Origin of the sequence: Micromonospora sp. AB353 (assembly GCF_049538395.1) — a bacterium.
Classification (GTDB): domain Bacteria; phylum Actinomycetota; class Actinomycetes; order Mycobacteriales; family Micromonosporaceae; genus Micromonospora; species Micromonospora aurantiaca.
In genome coordinates this window covers 39,106-54,681 of record NZ_JBMVFV010000018.1, presented here as the reverse complement: position 1 = coordinate 54,681, position 15,576 = coordinate 39,106, and the positions used below count along the sequence as shown (strand labels likewise).

Below are 15,576 nucleotides of genomic sequence, written 5' to 3'. Positions count from 1 at the left end.
CCGGCCGGTCCGGTCAGGTGCCCCGCGCCGGTTCCCCGGCGCCGCTCGACCAGCGGGTCTCGGCGATGGCGGTGGCGAGCCGCGCCAGCTCCGGATGCTGGCGGGCGTACGACGTCACGTGCTCGGCCAGGTCGTACTGGGACTGCCACCGGACCTTCCCGGCCCGCACCAGCGCCCGGTCCAGCGCGAGCGGATCGCCGCGCAGGTGACGCCGGACGTCCACCAGGACACCGGTGAGCGACTGTTCCTGCTCGTCGGTGCCGGGCAGCGCCGTCACCATCGCCGGCAGCGCGGCGACCGTCTCGTCGTCCATGCCCGGCACCAGGCCGATCAACGCCTTCTCGCGCGCCTCCGGCCGGGTCTCCGCCAGGTACGCCATCCCCGCCTCGTCGGCGGCCAGGTGCCGCAGCGCGGGGTCGCGGCTCAGCTCCGCCACCGCTGCCGCGTGCACGCCCGGGTCGACCCGTGTCGGGGCGGGTTCCGCCGAGGCAGCGGCGGACGGGGACGGCGGCACGGCCGGTGCCGCCGCGGAAGATCCGGCACCGTCGCCCGCTCCCGCCCGACGGCGGGCGCGCAGGCCCAGCAGGACGGCGGCGAGCGCCGCCAGCCCGGCGAGCGCCAGCAACGCGGCCCGGCGGCCGATCCCAGCCGTGGAGCCGGACGTCTGCTCGGCCGCCTGCGCCCGGGGCGCCTCCTCGGGCAGCACGGCGGTGACGGAGGCGGTCAGGTCGATCTCCGGCGCGAAGCCGCCGGTGGTCTTCGCCGTCTTCAGCACCCGGTTGCGGACCTGCGCCGGGTCGAGGTCCGGGTACGCCGACCGGATCAGCGCCACCTGCCCCGCCACGTACGCGACCGCGTGGTGCGTGCCGGTCCCGGTCACCGGCCGGGTGCCGGTGATGCCGAGGCTTGTCACGTCGACGCCCGGCGCGACCACGTCCACGCCCCCGGACCGGTAGCTGTCGGCAGTGTCCCCGTCCGGCCCGATCCCGCCCACGCGCAGCACCGCGCCGCGCATCGGCACGTCCGGATCCGCCGGATCCTGCTCGCCGGCGGCGCCCACCACGACCACCACGCCCGCGTCGGCCGCCTCGTTGACGGCGGTCACCACCTCGGCCTGCCCGAGGTCCACCTGCGGCCCGAGCGCGATGACGGAGGCGCCGGAGCCGACCGCCGCCCGGATGCCCGCCGCGCTGGCCGCGGCCGAGGCGCCGGCAGTCCTGCCCGCCACCCGGACCGGCATGACCGCCGCGTCGGGCGCGACGCCGGCCACCGTCGACCCCTTCACCGGCTGTGCCACGATCAGCCCGGCCATCGCCGTACCGGTGCCCAGGCAGTCGGTGTCACCGCGGACGCCGCCGGTCGCCCGGTCGACGCCGGTCGTCACCCGGCCGGCGAGCGCGGCCAGACCGCCGGCGACGCCGGAGTCGACGACTGCCACGAGCTGGTTCCGGCCCCGGCTGTGCGCCCACGCCTGTTCGGCTGCGACGCGCGGACCGGCCCACGACGAGGTGGCGCGCGACGCCGTGACGGTGCGGCACCCCTTCGGCGGGCGGGTGGCCGCGTCACCGTCGGCGGTGCGCTGCCCTTCGTCCGGCGTGGACGTACCCGGCGCCGGTCTCGCAACCGGCGGGACGCCCTGGCGGACCTCGCTGCCGTACGCGTCCCACGGCAGGACGAGCACCCAGCCGGCCCGGAGCCGGGCGCCGTCGGTGAGGGTGCGGCCGTCCGGCTGGATCCGCCCGCTGTTGAGCGCGAACAGTTCGGCCGCTCGTGCGCCGTCCCCCAGGAACCGCTCCGCGATCTCGGTGAGGTTCTCCGGCTCGCCCTGGTGGGCCGCCGCGACGGTGTAGAACTTGACGGGGTCACCGTCGGGGCGGGCCGCCGACGCCGGGAGCGGCGCCAGCGCGAGCACCGCCGACGCGACGACGGCGGCGAGCGCGGCCCCGATGACAGCCGGTGCGGTACGCGTCATCGGCGGCCACCCCGGGTGCCGGTCCCGGACGTCGTGTGGTGCCGCGGACGCCGGGCGTCCGAACCATCCGTCATCGATCCACTCTTGAACCCGGTCGAGAAGACTGTCCATACCAGACGGGCAGGCTAGCATCGCGGATCCCCGACGCACGAAGCGCCGCCGGACGATCCGGACATGGCCGCGGCGGTCCGTCCACGCATCCCCGATGAGATGTCGACGTCCTCGGACGACGAGGCTCGGCGGTGTGCCGGCCGTCGCGGCCCGCACACCCTCTACAGCGTCCTAGGACATTGGGTGCGCGACGGGCGCGGCCTCCCGCCGTCCGCCTCGTGCCGGCGGCGGACGGCGGGAGGGGCACCGGGCTAGCCGACGACCACGACGCGGCCCTGGTTCAGCGGTTGCAGGTGCGCCGGGTCGAGATCGTCCGGTGCGCCCCGTCCGCTGTCGTAGACGACGCGCCCTCCGTCGCTCTCCCAGATCCTGATCCGGAACCGGTCCACGTCACGCCCGTCCGGGGCGTCGGCGACCGTGAGCTGGTACGCGTACCCCGGCCGGCCGTTCACCGTGCCCTCACCGCCGTACCGGCCCACCGATCCGGCGACGGTCAGGCGCTCGTGTGTCGTACCGGCGAACGTGAACTCGCGTCCCGGCAGCCGGAAGGTGGTCGCGCCGAACGGCGTGGGTGAGCCCTTCACCAGGCCCGCGACGAAGGCGAACTCCCCCGGCCCGGTGGCGGCCACGTCGGCGCTGAGCGCGCCGGCCGGTGAGACGATCGCGCCGGCGCCGGCGACCGTCACGTCCGACGGGTCGTAGACCACGATCCGTACCGTCTGATGCCCGGTTCCGCCGTCGTCGCCGGTCACGGTGAGGCGCGCGACGTGCACGCCGGGCCGCAGATCGCCGGTGGCGACGCAGCCGCCCTCGTTGCGGTCCTCGCTGACCACGCCGGGCGTGGCCGGGGCCGGGCCCTCGCCGTCCCAGTCGACGGCGCACCGGTGGGTGTCCGGCACGCCCGGGTCGGTGAACGTGGCCCGCACGGTGACCGGACCGGCCACCCGCAGCTCCTCGTCGAGCGCGATCGGGCTCACCTGGACCGGCCGGTTCGCCACGGTGACGGTCACCGTGTCGGTGGTGGTGCCGTGGCGGGCGTCGGTGGCGGTCAGTTCCAGCCGGTACGTACCGGCCCGGTCGGCGCGGAACGACGGCGTGCGGGCCGGGCCCTCCAGCCGCAGGCCGCCGCCGAGCCCGCCACCGTCCGGCTGGGCGAGCACCGCCCAGGACAGGGTCACCGGGTCACCGTCCGGGTCCGTGGTCCGGGTCGCGTCGAGGGTGACGGTGTCGCCCTCGACGGCGGCCCGGTCCGGTCCGGCGTCGGCGGTGGGCGGCCCACCGGCCGGCAGGACCCGGCCCACAGTCACCTCGGTACGCGCGGTGGCCCGCAGGCCGTCGGCGTCGGTGGCGGTGACGGTGACGACGTGCCGTCCCTCGCTGAGCTGTCCCGGGGTACGGGTGGCGCCGGTGCCGAGGTCGCCGTCGCGGTCGGAGGTCCAGCGCACCGCCGGCCCGTCCAGGTCGCCCTGCTCCGGGTCGGTGACGGACGCGGCGAGCGTGACCGTCTGCCCGGTGGCGAAGAACGTGCCGTCCATCGGCGCGGTGATCCGTACCGCCGGGTTCTTGCCGGCGACGGTGAGCGGGCCACTCGTCGCGTCGGCGGTGTTCACCCCGTCGGTGACCCGCACCCGCAGCCGGCCGGTGGCCGCGCCGCCGGTGCCGGCGAGCTGGGCGGCGTCCACTGTGTACGACGTCCCGGTGAGCCCGGAGGCCAGCACCCGCCAGTCGTCGCCGCCGTCCGGGCTGTACAGGACGCTCGCGGTGACCGGGCCGCCGTCGGCGTCGCCGGCGTTCCAGCCCACCGTGACCGGCCCGGTGGCCGGCACCGACGCGGGTGGCGCCTCACCCGCCAGCGCCACGACGGGCGGGTTCGCCGACACCGCGAGGGTGGCGAGGTTCCGCCCGGCGCGGGTGTCCACGAGCGTCACCCGGCGGGTGCCGGGGACGAAGTCGACGACCTCGTGGAAGGGACGTGTCGCGGCGTGCTCGGTGGCCGCCCCCGGGGTGAACGGGTGCTCGGCGAGCGTCGCCCCGGCGGCGTCGAGCAGCCGCAGCGCGTACGGGCCGGGCGTGGTGGCCGGACGCTCGGTGGTGCGGGTCAGACGCTGCCCGGTGAGGGTGGCGTCACCGTCGCCGACGACGCCGGACAGTGCCAGCAGGTCACCCGTCGCGCCCTGCTGGGCGGGCGGGTTCTGGACGCGGTCGCGCCACAGCCGCCACAGGTCGTCGGAGATCCACTTGTTCCGGCAGTAGCTCATCATGTCGGCGACCGGCGGGCTGGTGTCCGGCGCCCAGACGACCCGGCGCGGAGCCCCGACCGAGTAGTCGCCGATGTCGTAGCCGGCGAAGCGGGGATCAGCCGGGTCCGGCCCGCCGATGGTGCCGCGCGGGTACGGGTAGGTTCGCCGCCCGGTCTCGTCGTCGGGGTCGTCGGTGCACTCGACGTGCCGCGCGCCGAGCAGGTGCCCCAGTTCGTGCAGGATGATCGTGGGATCGTGCGACCCGCCGACCGCCACCCATCCGGGGATGGCGTCGGCCCGGCCGCCCATCTGTCTCCGGTTCACCATGACCAGGTGGTAGACGCCGGGTTCCCGCGTCCCCGCCGTCGCGGTCAGGTAGTTGTTCAGCACCGAGAGCGTGTCCGAGGCGTCGCGGTAGTAGCTGTCGTCGCCGATCCAGCGGAACGGCTCGTCGGTGCGGTAGTCGGCGCGGGTGACCTCCAGCCGGCTCGTCGGCAGCGTCCGCCGCAGCAGCGACTCGGCCCGGTCCAGGTCGGACTCGGGAGGCAGCACGGTCTGACCGTCGCGCTGGTAACCGAGCCGGATCAGCTTGACGCGTACCGGTCCGGACGCCTGGAAGCGCACCGTGCGCTCGGCCACGTTGTCCAGGTAGTCGGGTTCGGTGACGCGACGGTCCGGGTTGATCTCGACCCGCAGCCTGACCTCTCCCTCGCTCGTCCACGTGGTGGGCAGCTCGAACAGGAACCCCCCGCCCAGCTGTCCGCGCCGCACCGTCCGGTCGGGCACCAGCAGGCGGCCCGGGTTCGCCGGGGCGAGCGGCGGGCCCAGCGACGTACCGTCGGCCCGGAACCCGTGCAGGGCGGCCGTCACCGCGGGCGTCGCCGCGTCGGTGCCGACGTACGCCCGCACGACGGTGCGGCGGTCGGCGACCAGGTCGACGGAGTTGCCCAGGTCCTGGATGACCTGGGTGGCCTCCACCCCGTGCACCGTCAGGTTCGGCCCGGGTGCGGTGCAGGTGTTCAGGTAGACGCGCAGGGTGTTGTCGACCTCGTCCAGGACGGCCACGTCGAGGGACTGGTTGTTGTCGAACCGGCCCACTGCCGCCTGCACCGGCCGGCTACCCGCCGCCAGAACGGCCGGGGTGCCGAACGTGCCGTCACCGTTGCCGGGGAAGACGTAGACCGCCCGGCTGGCGTAGCCGACCACCACCAGGTCGGGACGGCCGTCCCGGTTGACGTCGGCGACGTCCACGTCGTGCGGACCCTCGCGTCCCGGGGTCAGCGGCCCCAGGTCCAGCGACGGCAGCTCCCGGGGCGCCGGCGGGAAGCCGCCGGACGGCGGGTCGCGGAAGTCGCTCCACAACCGGATCCGGTCCTCGCCGAGGATCGCCACGGCCGCGTCGAGCCGGCCGTCGAGGTCGAAGTCGGCGATCGCCGGCTGCAACGCCTCGCCCAGCCCTTCGAGCCGGGGCGCGGGGCTGTTCATGCCGTCACGGATCACCGACACCGTGCCCTGCCCGTAGCTGCTGAGCAGCACATCGGGCACGCCGTTGCCGGTCAGGTCGCCGGCGGCGAGGAAGTCGGGCCGGACGTACGACGGCTGGTCGCCGAGGAGGAACCGCTGGTCGAAGGTGCCGTTGAGGTTGCGGAACACCAGCACCCGGTCGTCGTCCGGATCGGACTGGGTCCGGGGGTCGACGGCGGCGAGATCGGGCCGCAGATCGCGGTCGAAGTCGGCCACCGCGACGTCCGCCACGCTACGACCGTCCAGCAGGAGCCCGCCCGGCCCGAACGTCGGGTCGGTACCGGCGTTGCCGTACCACATGCTCACCCCGTCGGTGGTGGCGGCGGCGAAGTCCGGTTTGGCGTCCCGGTTGAAGTAACCGACAGTGATGCGGCGCGGCGTGCCCGACACGGGATAGACCTCGGGCCGGCCGCCGGGCGTCGTCGACGTGCGGAACGTCCCGTCGCCGACGGCGATGAGCTGGTGCACGTCGCCGTCACCCCTCGCCGAGGCGACGAGCAGGTCGTCGAAGCCGTTCTGGTTGGTGTCGACCGCCTCGACGTCACGGGGCCCGGAGACACCGGCGACCGCCGGCATGGCCGTGAACCCGAACGTCTCGCAGCCGGCGACGAGGCCCGCTCCCGGCGGGCCGGCGACCCGGACCGGTGCCGCGGCGCCGGGCACCGTCGCCCCGGGCCCGAGCAGGACCACCGCCAGCGCGGCCGCCGTCGCGGCGGCCCACCGGCCTGATCTTCGTGAACGCATCACTGCCACCTTTCCGCGCGCACGACCGTCCGGCGTGAGGCCGGACGGCGACGCACGATCGTCGTAGGAGAGGGGAGGTCTCGATCGGATCGACCGGGAGACGGCCGGCCCGGGCCGGGTGCCGCACACGGGGGCACCGCCGGTCCGGTACGAGTCTCGTCCCCCGGGGACGTCCGGCTACAGGGTCGGCGGTCCAGGGCGGCGCCCCGGTGTGCCGGATCTTTCTGCCCACGCGCAAGACAACCCCCTGCCCGTCCGGCCACATCGGGCGGTCGAGTCGGGAGGACGATTGCGCGCGGCGGTGCACGCCGGGCCGGCTCGGCCCCACCGGCCCGGCGGGGCGGTCACGACGGTGCGGGCCCTGCCGGGGCCGCCGCGAGTCCCGAGGTGTCCGCCCGGGTCCGGTCTCCGTCCGGCGGTACGCCGAGGGCGGCCGACAGGTCCCGTACGGCCTGCTCGACGCCGCCGGCCGTGACCAGGGCGAACACGAACCGGTCCGGCCGCAGCACCACCAGGTCGGCGCCGTGCCGCCGCAGCCACCCGCCGAGCACCCCGTCGGCGTCCACCACGTCGACCCGGTCCGGCCGGCCGGACGCCGGTGGGCCGGCGGGCGGATCCGGCAGGTCGGCGAGCGGCGTACCGGACGGGTGGACCGCGACGAACCGCGCCGGCAGCCCCGGTCGCCACGCGCCGAGCGGGTCGGCCACGCCGGCGCGGCCGAGCACGGCGAACCCGTCGCCGAGCACCTCGTCGAGCAGACGCCCCCCGGGCGCGCCCGGAACGAGGACCGGCGGCTGGGGGAACATCGTCCCGACCACGCCGTCGCGCCGTCCGCCGGCCATCAGGCCCCGCCGGTACGCGGGCACCGGCTTGAACTCGAACCGTTCCACGAACCGCCGTACCCGGGGGATCGTCTGGACCGCCCGCAGCGCGGCGTCGCGCACCCCGGCGGTGACCCGGTTGCGGGCCAGGAAGACGCGTCCCAGCCGGACGCTCGTCTGCGCCATCTCCACGGTGTGCGGACGCCGCTCGGTCTCGTACGTGTCGAGCACGGCGGCGCCGGCGGCGCCGGACAGCACCAGCGACAGCTTCCACGACAGGTTCGCCGCGTCGCGCAGGCCGCTGCACAGGCCCTGGCCCATGAACGGGGGCATCTGGTGGGCGGCGTCGCCGAGCAGGAACACCCGTCCCTCCCGCCACCGCTGCGCGACGAGGTGGTGGAAGGTGTAGACCACCGCGCGGGTGACGGCGAACCGGTCCGGGTCGACGTACGGCGAGACGAGTGCGGCGATGGTCTCCGGCCGCCGCATGTCGTCCTCGGTCTCGCCCGGGCGCAGCATGAACTCCATCCGGTAGCTGCCGGCCGCGCCGGGGGACACGAACGCCGGGCGCCGCCAGTCGCAGACGAACGTGGTGTCCGGTACGCGGACCGCCTCGGGCGGCACGTCGCCGGAGACGGCCAGCCACGGCTCGGCGTAGCTCGCTCCGGACAGCGGGATCCGGACGGCGGCGCGGGTGGCGCTGCGGGCGCCGTCGCAGCCGAGCACGTACCGGGCGCGGACCGCCCGCCGCTGGCCGGTGGCCACGTCGGACAGCAGCACCGTGACGCCGTCCTCGTCCTGGGTCAGGCCGACCAGCTCGGTGCCGGGCGCGAGCCGGACGTGCGGGAAGCGGTCCAGCCCGGCGCGCAGCGTGTGTTCCAGTCGCGGCTGGTCGAAGAAGCGCAGCGGCGCGTGCCCGTACCCGAAGTCCGTCTCGGACAGCCTCATCCGGGCGAACACGCGGCCCGCGCCGTTGACGTACTCGACGAGCGGCGGCGCGACCGTCTCGTCGCGTATCCCGTCGAGCAGGCCCGCCTGCTGGTAGATGCGCAACGCCTCGTCGTCGCAGGAGAAGGCCCGCGGCTGGCCGTGCGGCGTGGCGCTGCGCTCCACGACCAGCGTGGTGACGCCGCGGGCGCCGAGCAGGTTGGCGGTGAGCGCGCCCACCGGCCCGCACCCGATGACGGCGACCTCGACCTCCTGGACCTCCTGGTGAGACGGCGGCTGAACTGATTCCATCGTGGTGCCCCTTCGGAACGTGGTCCGGACGGTTCTGCGCCGCCCGGCACCGGTCAGGGCACCAGTCCGGTGTGGAAGGGGTGTGGAGACGGCGTGGAGGCGGGCCTCCACACCGGTCAGAAGGCGGCGAACCGGGGCAGCAGCAGCCCGGCGCCCTGGTCGGCGGCGATCCGCGCGCCGAGGTCCCACTCCGCGCGGTCGCGCCGGGCCGCGCCGCGGATCCGGTGCAGCTCCGCGACGAAGACGCGCTCGCCGACCCGGTCCGCCACCGCCAGCGCCTCACCGGCCAGCGTCGCCGCGGTCTCGGGACGACCGGCGGTCAGGTACGCCTCGGCCATCGCGCACAGCGTGATGGTCCGGGTGGACCGCAGTCCGGGCCGGTAGAACTCGTCGGCGGCGGCGCGCATCGCGTCGAGCCGGCCGTGGTCGCCGCCGCGCGCCGCGGCCCACTCCAGGAAGTACGCGCCGGTGGCGGTCATGTGCGGCAGGCCGGTGTCCCGCCCGATGTCCCGGCACCGCCGGCCCGCCGCCTCGGCCGCTGCCACGTCGTGTTCCTGCATCGCCAGCCAGGCCGCGTAGAGCGCCGCGTTCGCGCGGCCGTACGGGTCGTCGAGTTCCTCGGCGAGGGCCTCGGCGGCGGCGATGTCCGCCCACGCGCCGGCCGGGTCGCCGCGCATCGAGCGTACGAGCGCCCGGAAGTTGTGGCAGGCCAGCACCGGACGCCGGCCCACCTCGCGGCGCAGCAGCGCCCGGTCGACGGTACGCAGCCGCTCGATCCCGGCGGTGAGCCGCCGCTCGCTCTCGGCCTGCCGCCCGGCGAAGTAGCCGACCGCGCCCAGCAGGTACTCCCCGGCCACGGCGAGCAGCCCGCTGCCGTCGTCGGGCGCCCGCACGAGCCGCCCGGCGAGGTCGGCGCAGATCGCGAACTCGGCCCGGTTGGCGGCCAGCTCACCGAGCGCCCAGAGCGCGTGGCCGATGTCCGCGTCCGGCCCGACGAGCGCCAGCAGCTCGCGGGCCCGGGCGCAGACCCGGTCGACCGCGTCGCTGCCGACGCCCACCGTCATCTGGAGCAGGGCCGCGCGGTGCAACTGGACGGTCAGCTCGGTGTGCGCCGCGTCCGGCGACACCCGCGCGGCCGGGGCGAGCCGGAGCGCGGCACGTTCCAGGTGGCCCAGGGCGTCCTCGAAGGCGACCCGGCGGGTGGCGTCGTCGGCGGCGCGCAGCGACCACCGCAGGTGGTCATCGCCGTGGCCCAGCCCGACCGCCTCGCCGTAGTGGTGGGCCAGTTCCGCCGGTGCGGTGCCCGCGGTCCGCTCGTACGCGGCGGCCAGCCGGGCGTGCAGCGCGGCCCGGCGCGGCGGGACCAGCTCGGCGTAGGTGACCTCGGCGATCAGCGGATGGCGGAACGCGAGCGCGCCCGGTCCGGTCTCGACCACCAGCGCGGCCGGGTACGCCGGGGCGAGATCCTCGGCGACCGCCTCGGCCGTGCCGTCCAGCGCGGCCGCCAGCACCGCCAGGTCCAGGTCGTGTCCGGCGACGCTGAGCAGGTCGAGGCAGCGCCGGGTGGCAGCGGGCAGCCCGGCCAGCCGCAGCCGTACCGTGTCACGGATGCTCGGCGGCAGCTCCGCGTCGGCGCCCGCGTCGGCCCGGGACCGCAGCAGCTCGGTGAGGAAGAACGGGTTCCCGCCGGTGCGGGTGACGAGCCGGGTCACCTGCGGCTCCGGCGGCGCCACGCCGGTGCGGTCCCGGACCAGGTCGGCGACCGCCGCGGCGTCCAGCCCGGCGAGCCGGACCTGACCGAAGCCGCGTCCGCGCGCCAGCTCGGCCACCGTCGCCACCAGGGCCGGATCGTCGTCGTACGGCCGCAGCGTGGCGACCACCAGCGCCCGCGACGCGGGCAGTGCGGTGGCGAGGAACCGCAGCAACAGCAGCGAGTCCGGGTCGGCGGCGTGCAGGTCGTCGAGGACGACGAGCAGCCCCCGTTCCCGGGCCGCCGCGTGCACCAGGTCCGCCACCGCCTCGTACACCTGGAACCGTGCCGTGGGGTCCAGTCCGCGACCGTCCGCCGGTCCGCTCGGCGCGCCCGCGGCGAACCCGTCCAGCCGGCTCGCCGAACCGGCGGCGCGGGTGTGCGGCAGCGCCACCAGCGTGCGTACCACCTGGCTCCACAGCCAGAACGGCGGCGCCTGCCCGACGTCCGGACAGCGACCCCAGATGACCGGGACGCCGCTCGCGGCGGCGCGGGCGCCGAGCGTCGCGGCGAGGCTGGTCTTGCCGATGCCGGCCTCCCCCACCAGCGTCAGCACCCGCCCGCCCTGCCCGGTCGCCGCGTCCAGTGCCTCCCGCAGCCGGTCCAGCTCCGCGTCCCGCCCCACCAGCGCCTCGACGTCGCGCTCCGGGGCGGTCCCGGCCGCCGGGCCGCCGGTGTCCGCGGGACTGCCGGCGTCCTGCGGTACGGCCTGCTCCAGGATCAGCCGGTGCGCCGCCCGGATCTGCTCCCCCGGGTCGATCCCGTACTCGCCGGCCAGGATCCGGCGGCCCTCGTCGAAGACGGCCAGCGCCTCGGTCTGCCGCCCCGACCGGTACAGCGTCAGCATCAACTGCGCCCGGGCACCCTCGCGCAGCGGATGCGCCGACACGAACCGGCGCAACTCCGGCAGCAGGGTCGCGTGCCGGCCCGCGGCGACGGCCGCCGTCAGCCGACCCTCCTCGGCGCTCACCCGCAGCTCGGCCAGCCGGGCCGCCTCCGGACGCACCGCGGCCAGGTCGGCCACGCCCGCCAGCGGCTCACCGCGCCACAACGCCAGCGCCTCGGTGTACGTCCGCTCGGCGGACTCCGGCCGCCCGCCCGCGAGCGCGTCCGCCGCCCGCTCCACCAGGGCGCCGAACCGGGCCGCGTCCACCGCGTCGGCGTCCACCCGCAGCTCGTACCCCCGCGGGTGGCTGCGCAGGACACGCGCCGGCTCGCGGTGGGACCGTTGCGGTTCCACCGCCCGGCGCAGCCCGGCGACGTACGTGCGCAGCGTCGTCTGGGCGCTGGCCGGCGGTCGTCCGTCCCAGAGCGCGTCGACAAGCCAGTCGGCGGCGACGAACCGGTTCGGGCGCAGCAGGAACAGGGCCAGCAGTGCCTGCTGCTTCGGGCCGCCGAGGGGCACCACCCGGCCGTTCCGGACGACCTCCGGCGGGCCCAGCACCCGGAACTGCACCGTCACCTCGACGACGCCCGTCTCGTCCGGCGCCGGGTCAGGCCGCCGCCATCTCACGCAACGTCAGCACCGAGCGCCAGTTGCGTGTCGTGCCGACCACACCCGTCTTCTTCTCCACGAAGGCGTTGCCGAGCTTGCTGCGCCCGTACCCGTCGGGCACGTGCACGAACACGTCCCGGCCGACGAGCGTCAACGTCCCGGTCTCGCCGGACGGGGACGCGAGCGCCGCCTGCTTGTCCGCGCCGGGATCGCTGCTGAGCATCGTCACCAGCAGCTTCGTCAGATCGGTCTGCCCGTCGACGTACGGGTTCGCGGCGATCATCGCGTCCAGCTCGGCCAGGCTGCGCAGCAGCACCGGCACGTCCCGGCCCCACCGCCGCGTGATGCCCCGGCCGATCTCGGCCAGGATCGCGGCCTCGTCGGTCTCCGGGCAGCCGAACACCACGTTGCCGCTCTGGATGTAGGTCGCCACCTGGTCGAAGCCGCAGGAGACGAAGACCTCCTTCAGCTCCGCCATCGCCATGGAACTGGCGCCACCGATGTTCACCGCGCGCAGCAGAGCGACGTATCTCGCCATGACTCGGGATGGTAACCGGCCGTGGCGTCACCGTGGTACGTCAGTGACCTCGACGCACCTGGCGGCAGTCGCCTGCGTACGCTGTCCGGGCCGGCCGACGGCGCGAGCCGGCCGCCTCCGCGCCGGCCCCGGCACCGACATCGAGGTGGGAGATGCCGCAGCTCAGCCCCGTCACGACGCAGCGCGTCGAGGCCGCCGCCGTCGCCGTCCTCGCCGTCGTCGTGACCGTCGCGGCCGGATACCCGTGGTGGTCGCTGCTCGCCCTCTTCCTCGTCTTCGACCTGTCCATGCTCGGCTACCTGCGCGGGCCGCGCGCCGGTGCCGTCTGCTACAACCTGGCGCACTCGTACACGCTGCCGGCGGCGCTCGGCGCGGTGGCCGTGGCGGCGGCCGCGTCCGGCGACCGGATCGACTGGCTCGGCGTCCTGGCCGTCGCGTGGGCGTTCCACATCGCCGTCGACCGTGCCCTGGGGTACGGCCTCAAGACGGGCGAGGGGTTCGAGCACACCCACCTCGGCCTGATCGGGAAGGCCCGCCGCGCCCGGGCCACCACCGACGGACGCTGACCGCCCCGGTCACTGGCGCGGCGGCGCGCAGTTCGCGCTCGTCAGCCGCACCGAGTACTCGCGGTCGTCGGACGTGATCCCGGAGGGCACGCCGTCGAAGTGGGTCTCCACCTTCTCCCAGCCCCGGCGCTGCTCGTAGTGCAGGTGCGGGGCCCCGGAGTTCCCGGTGCTGCCGACCCGCCCGAGCTGGTCGCCCCGGGCCACCCGCTGACCGGCCTGCACCGACGGCGGTTCGAGCAGGTGCAGGTACTGCGTCTCCCACTTGCCACCGTGGTCGATCTTCACCCAGTAGCCACCGCCGCGTCCGCGCGGCCCGTCCGGATCCTGCGGGGTACGGCCACCCAGCGAGCCGTTGATCCCCGCGACCGTGACGGTGCCGTCGGCGGAGGCGAGCACCGGCCTCCCCCACGCCTCCCCCGAGGTCGGGAAGAGGTCGACGTCGTAGTCGTCGTGCCCCGGATAGGTGGACAGCCGCCACGTCTCGCCGCACGCCACCGGGAGCTGGAAGTCCGGTCGCGGGCCGGGCGGCCGCACCAGCGGCACCACGACCGCCGCGACGGCGGCGAGCGCCGCGAGGACGCCGACGATCAGCAGGACGCGCGGGAGACGGGAGCCGCGAGGGCGCTCGGTGGTCATCGTTTCGAGCATGACAGGCCGTGTCCGGTGGCAGACACGGGTCTGCCGATCAGCGACGCACTGGCTAGTCTCATGGCGCTCGCCACGACTAGGAACGGCGGAACGGCGTGACGGACCATCAGCAGGTGCCGGTGTGGACCCTGGCGACGGAGCCCGGGAAGATCTCGCGGGCGGCGGAGCTTCCCGTGGACCACAAGGGCATGTCACCGGAACGGCTGGCCGGGCTGCGGCAGGCGCTCGCCGCGTTCCTCGACACGCCGCTCGTCACGGTGGAGGCGTACCCGCTTCCGCCGGCGACGGACGTCCGAGGCGGACGGCTCCTCGACGCCGCGTCGCCGCTCGCGATGGAGCTCCGACGACTGCTGAAGACGCCGAACGCCGGGTCCGCGACGGCCGCCGCAGGGTCGACGGAGACGCTGTACCGCATGGTGGTGCCGAGGTCGGTGGCCTCGCAGCTCGGTGACGGTCTCGTCCGGTCCATGCCGTCCAAGGCCGTCGCGGGTGGCATCCACGGCGACATCCTCGGCAGGACGGGCATCGTGCAGAAGGCCACCTTCGTGCCGGTGGCGGCCGACGCGTCCCGGCCAGGCGTCACGGGGGCGGTGAGCGGCACCGCGAAGGCGGCGACCACCGCCGGTATCGTCACCGCCGCGGCATCGTTCATCCTGCTCGCCGTGGCGACCGCCGCGAGCGTCTACGCCGAAGAGCAGCGTCGTAAGGCCATGGAGAGGGTCACCGAGCTTCTCGAGGAGCTGACCGCCGAGAACCTCGACGCGGAACGCGACCGCCTCCACGGCGCGACGGCAGCCGTCGAACGGGCGACCGCCCTCCTGCTCGACAAGGGTGAGGCAGGACATTCCCTCGGCCTCGACGCGGCCGTACACACCGTCGACACCGCCATCGCCGCGGCCCGGCGCAGAGCGGGCGCATGGCGGGCGAAGGTCGCGGCGTTCTCCTCCGACGGGGTGGAGGTCGCCGACCTCATCAAGGCCTTCCCTGGGATCGACAAGCCCGACGGCGCCTTCCGCGTCGAGCTCCGGCTGGCTTCACTGGCCATCGCGACAAAGCGACGGGTGGCGGTGCTGCAAGCCGTGGAGCACGCCCAGAAGTCGCCGGAGCTCAGTTTCCGCCGCTTCACCGCGATGCTGCAGGACGAGCAGCGAAGCGTGGACGAACTCCAGGACGAACTGCACGCGCTCCTCGGCGCCCTCGCGGACCTGCGGCTGCGGGCACCCACCAAGAGCTTCACCGATCGCCTGTTGACCCAGGGCGAGGTGAACAACCTGCTCGCCTGGCCGAGCCGCCTGCGTCAGCTCGCGGCCGAGGAGACCGTGTCCGTGTCGGATCTGCCCGATGTCGAGATCGGCCTCGTCGAGAAGGAGGACGGGAAGGTCCTGGTGCTGCCCACCCGGGCGTTGCCACGCGACCGGGTCGCTTAGGGCGCGCGGACGCTGACCCCAGGCCCTATCCCCTCAGCCATCGCGCGACGAGCCGGTGGTCCGCATCGGTGAGGCCGCGGCGGGCATCGACGCGGTGCAGGAGCGCCGGTGCGCCGTGGTTCCCTGCCACCCACCTCCGGTCGGCGTCGGTGATCTCGTCGTCCAGCCAGACGAACCGGCGTCCGGCGGCCCACTCGACGAGCCGCCGCGTCTTCCAGTGCAGCCGACCGCCGCCGTCCTCGTCGTCGTCCGGCCAGTCGACGACCGGCAGCGGAGGCAGGCCGAGCCGCGGCGCGAGCACCTCGTTGGCGTCGTGCATCCAGGTCGTGGCCCACACGAGGTCGCACGGCAACGCGGCGAGCCGGCGGCCGTGCCCGGCGTCCAGACCGGCCAGCAGCGGGTTGACCCCGTCCTCCGGCGGCCCGGCGGAGCCGCCGAAGGGCAGGAGCGTCCCGTCGACGTCGAGGAACAGCACCGGACGACCAGTCATCGCCCGCCGCG

At 75.4% G+C, this 15,576-nt stretch carries 9 protein-coding genes; 2 read left to right on the top strand and 7 right to left on the bottom strand.

Going from position 1 to position 15,576, the window contains the following annotated elements; genetic code table 11:
• Positions 1-13: 13 nt before the first annotated feature.
• The 5 genes from ACPCK6_RS11115 to ACPCK6_RS11095 all read right to left on the bottom strand — a co-directional run bounded on the left by ACPCK6_RS11115 (position 14) and on the right by ACPCK6_RS11095 (position 12,434).
• The gene (locus ACPCK6_RS11115; protein WP_423481043.1) at positions 14-1,972 is read right to left on the bottom strand and encodes a S8 family serine peptidase; all 1,959 of its coding nucleotides are present in this window, start codon (positions 1,970-1,972) and stop codon (positions 14-16) included.
• A gap of 362 nt (positions 1,973-2,334) precedes the next feature.
• Entirely contained in the window at positions 2,335-6,591 is a 4,257-nt protein-coding gene (locus ACPCK6_RS11110) for an FG-GAP-like repeat-containing protein (protein WP_423481042.1), read from the bottom strand.
• A 344-nt stretch (positions 6,592-6,935) separates the two neighbouring features.
• Complete coding sequence (mhpA, locus tag ACPCK6_RS11105) at positions 6,936-8,651, bottom strand: bifunctional 3-(3-hydroxy-phenyl)propionate/3-hydroxycinnamic acid hydroxylase MhpA (protein WP_423481041.1); 1,716 nt, start codon at positions 8,649-8,651, stop codon at positions 6,936-6,938.
• A 116-nt stretch (positions 8,652-8,767) separates the two neighbouring features.
• Positions 8,768-11,914 carry an ATP-binding protein gene (locus tag ACPCK6_RS11100; RefSeq protein WP_423481040.1) on the bottom strand — a complete coding sequence of 1,049 codons (3,147 nt, stop codon included), beginning with the start codon at positions 11,912-11,914 and terminating at the stop codon, positions 8,768-8,770.
• A complete protein-coding gene (locus ACPCK6_RS11095; RefSeq protein ID WP_423481039.1) occupies positions 11,895-12,434 on the bottom strand; it encodes a DUF1697 domain-containing protein in 540 nt (179 codons plus the stop codon). The genes ACPCK6_RS11100 and ACPCK6_RS11095 overlap by 20 nt, the downstream gene beginning before the upstream one ends.
• A gap of 152 nt (positions 12,435-12,586) precedes the next feature.
• Between ACPCK6_RS11095 and ACPCK6_RS11090 the strand changes: the two genes are divergently transcribed.
• Positions 12,587-13,000: a DUF4260 domain-containing protein gene (locus ACPCK6_RS11090; RefSeq protein ID WP_423481038.1), complete on the top strand. Its 414-nt coding sequence runs from the start codon at positions 12,587-12,589 to the stop codon at positions 12,998-13,000.
• A 9-nt stretch (positions 13,001-13,009) separates the two neighbouring features.
• On the opposite strand, the gene ACPCK6_RS11085 is transcribed toward ACPCK6_RS11090, so the two are convergent.
• Positions 13,010-13,636 (bottom strand): M23 family metallopeptidase, encoded by a 627-nt coding sequence (locus ACPCK6_RS11085; RefSeq protein ID WP_423481037.1) that lies wholly within the window; start codon positions 13,634-13,636, stop codon positions 13,010-13,012.
• Positions 13,637-13,905: 269 nt separating this feature from the next.
• Between ACPCK6_RS11085 and ACPCK6_RS11080 the strand changes: the two genes are divergently transcribed.
• Positions 13,906-15,075, top strand: coding sequence for a hypothetical protein (locus ACPCK6_RS11080; RefSeq protein WP_396883521.1), 1,170 nt, complete (start codon positions 13,906-13,908; stop codon positions 15,073-15,075).
• Between the two features lie 25 nt (positions 15,076-15,100).
• Here ACPCK6_RS11080 and ACPCK6_RS11075 read toward each other — a convergent pair whose 3' ends face one another.
• Entirely contained in the window at positions 15,101-15,565 is a 465-nt protein-coding gene (locus ACPCK6_RS11075) for an HAD domain-containing protein (protein WP_396883522.1), read from the bottom strand.
• Positions 15,566-15,576 lie beyond the last annotated feature (11 nt).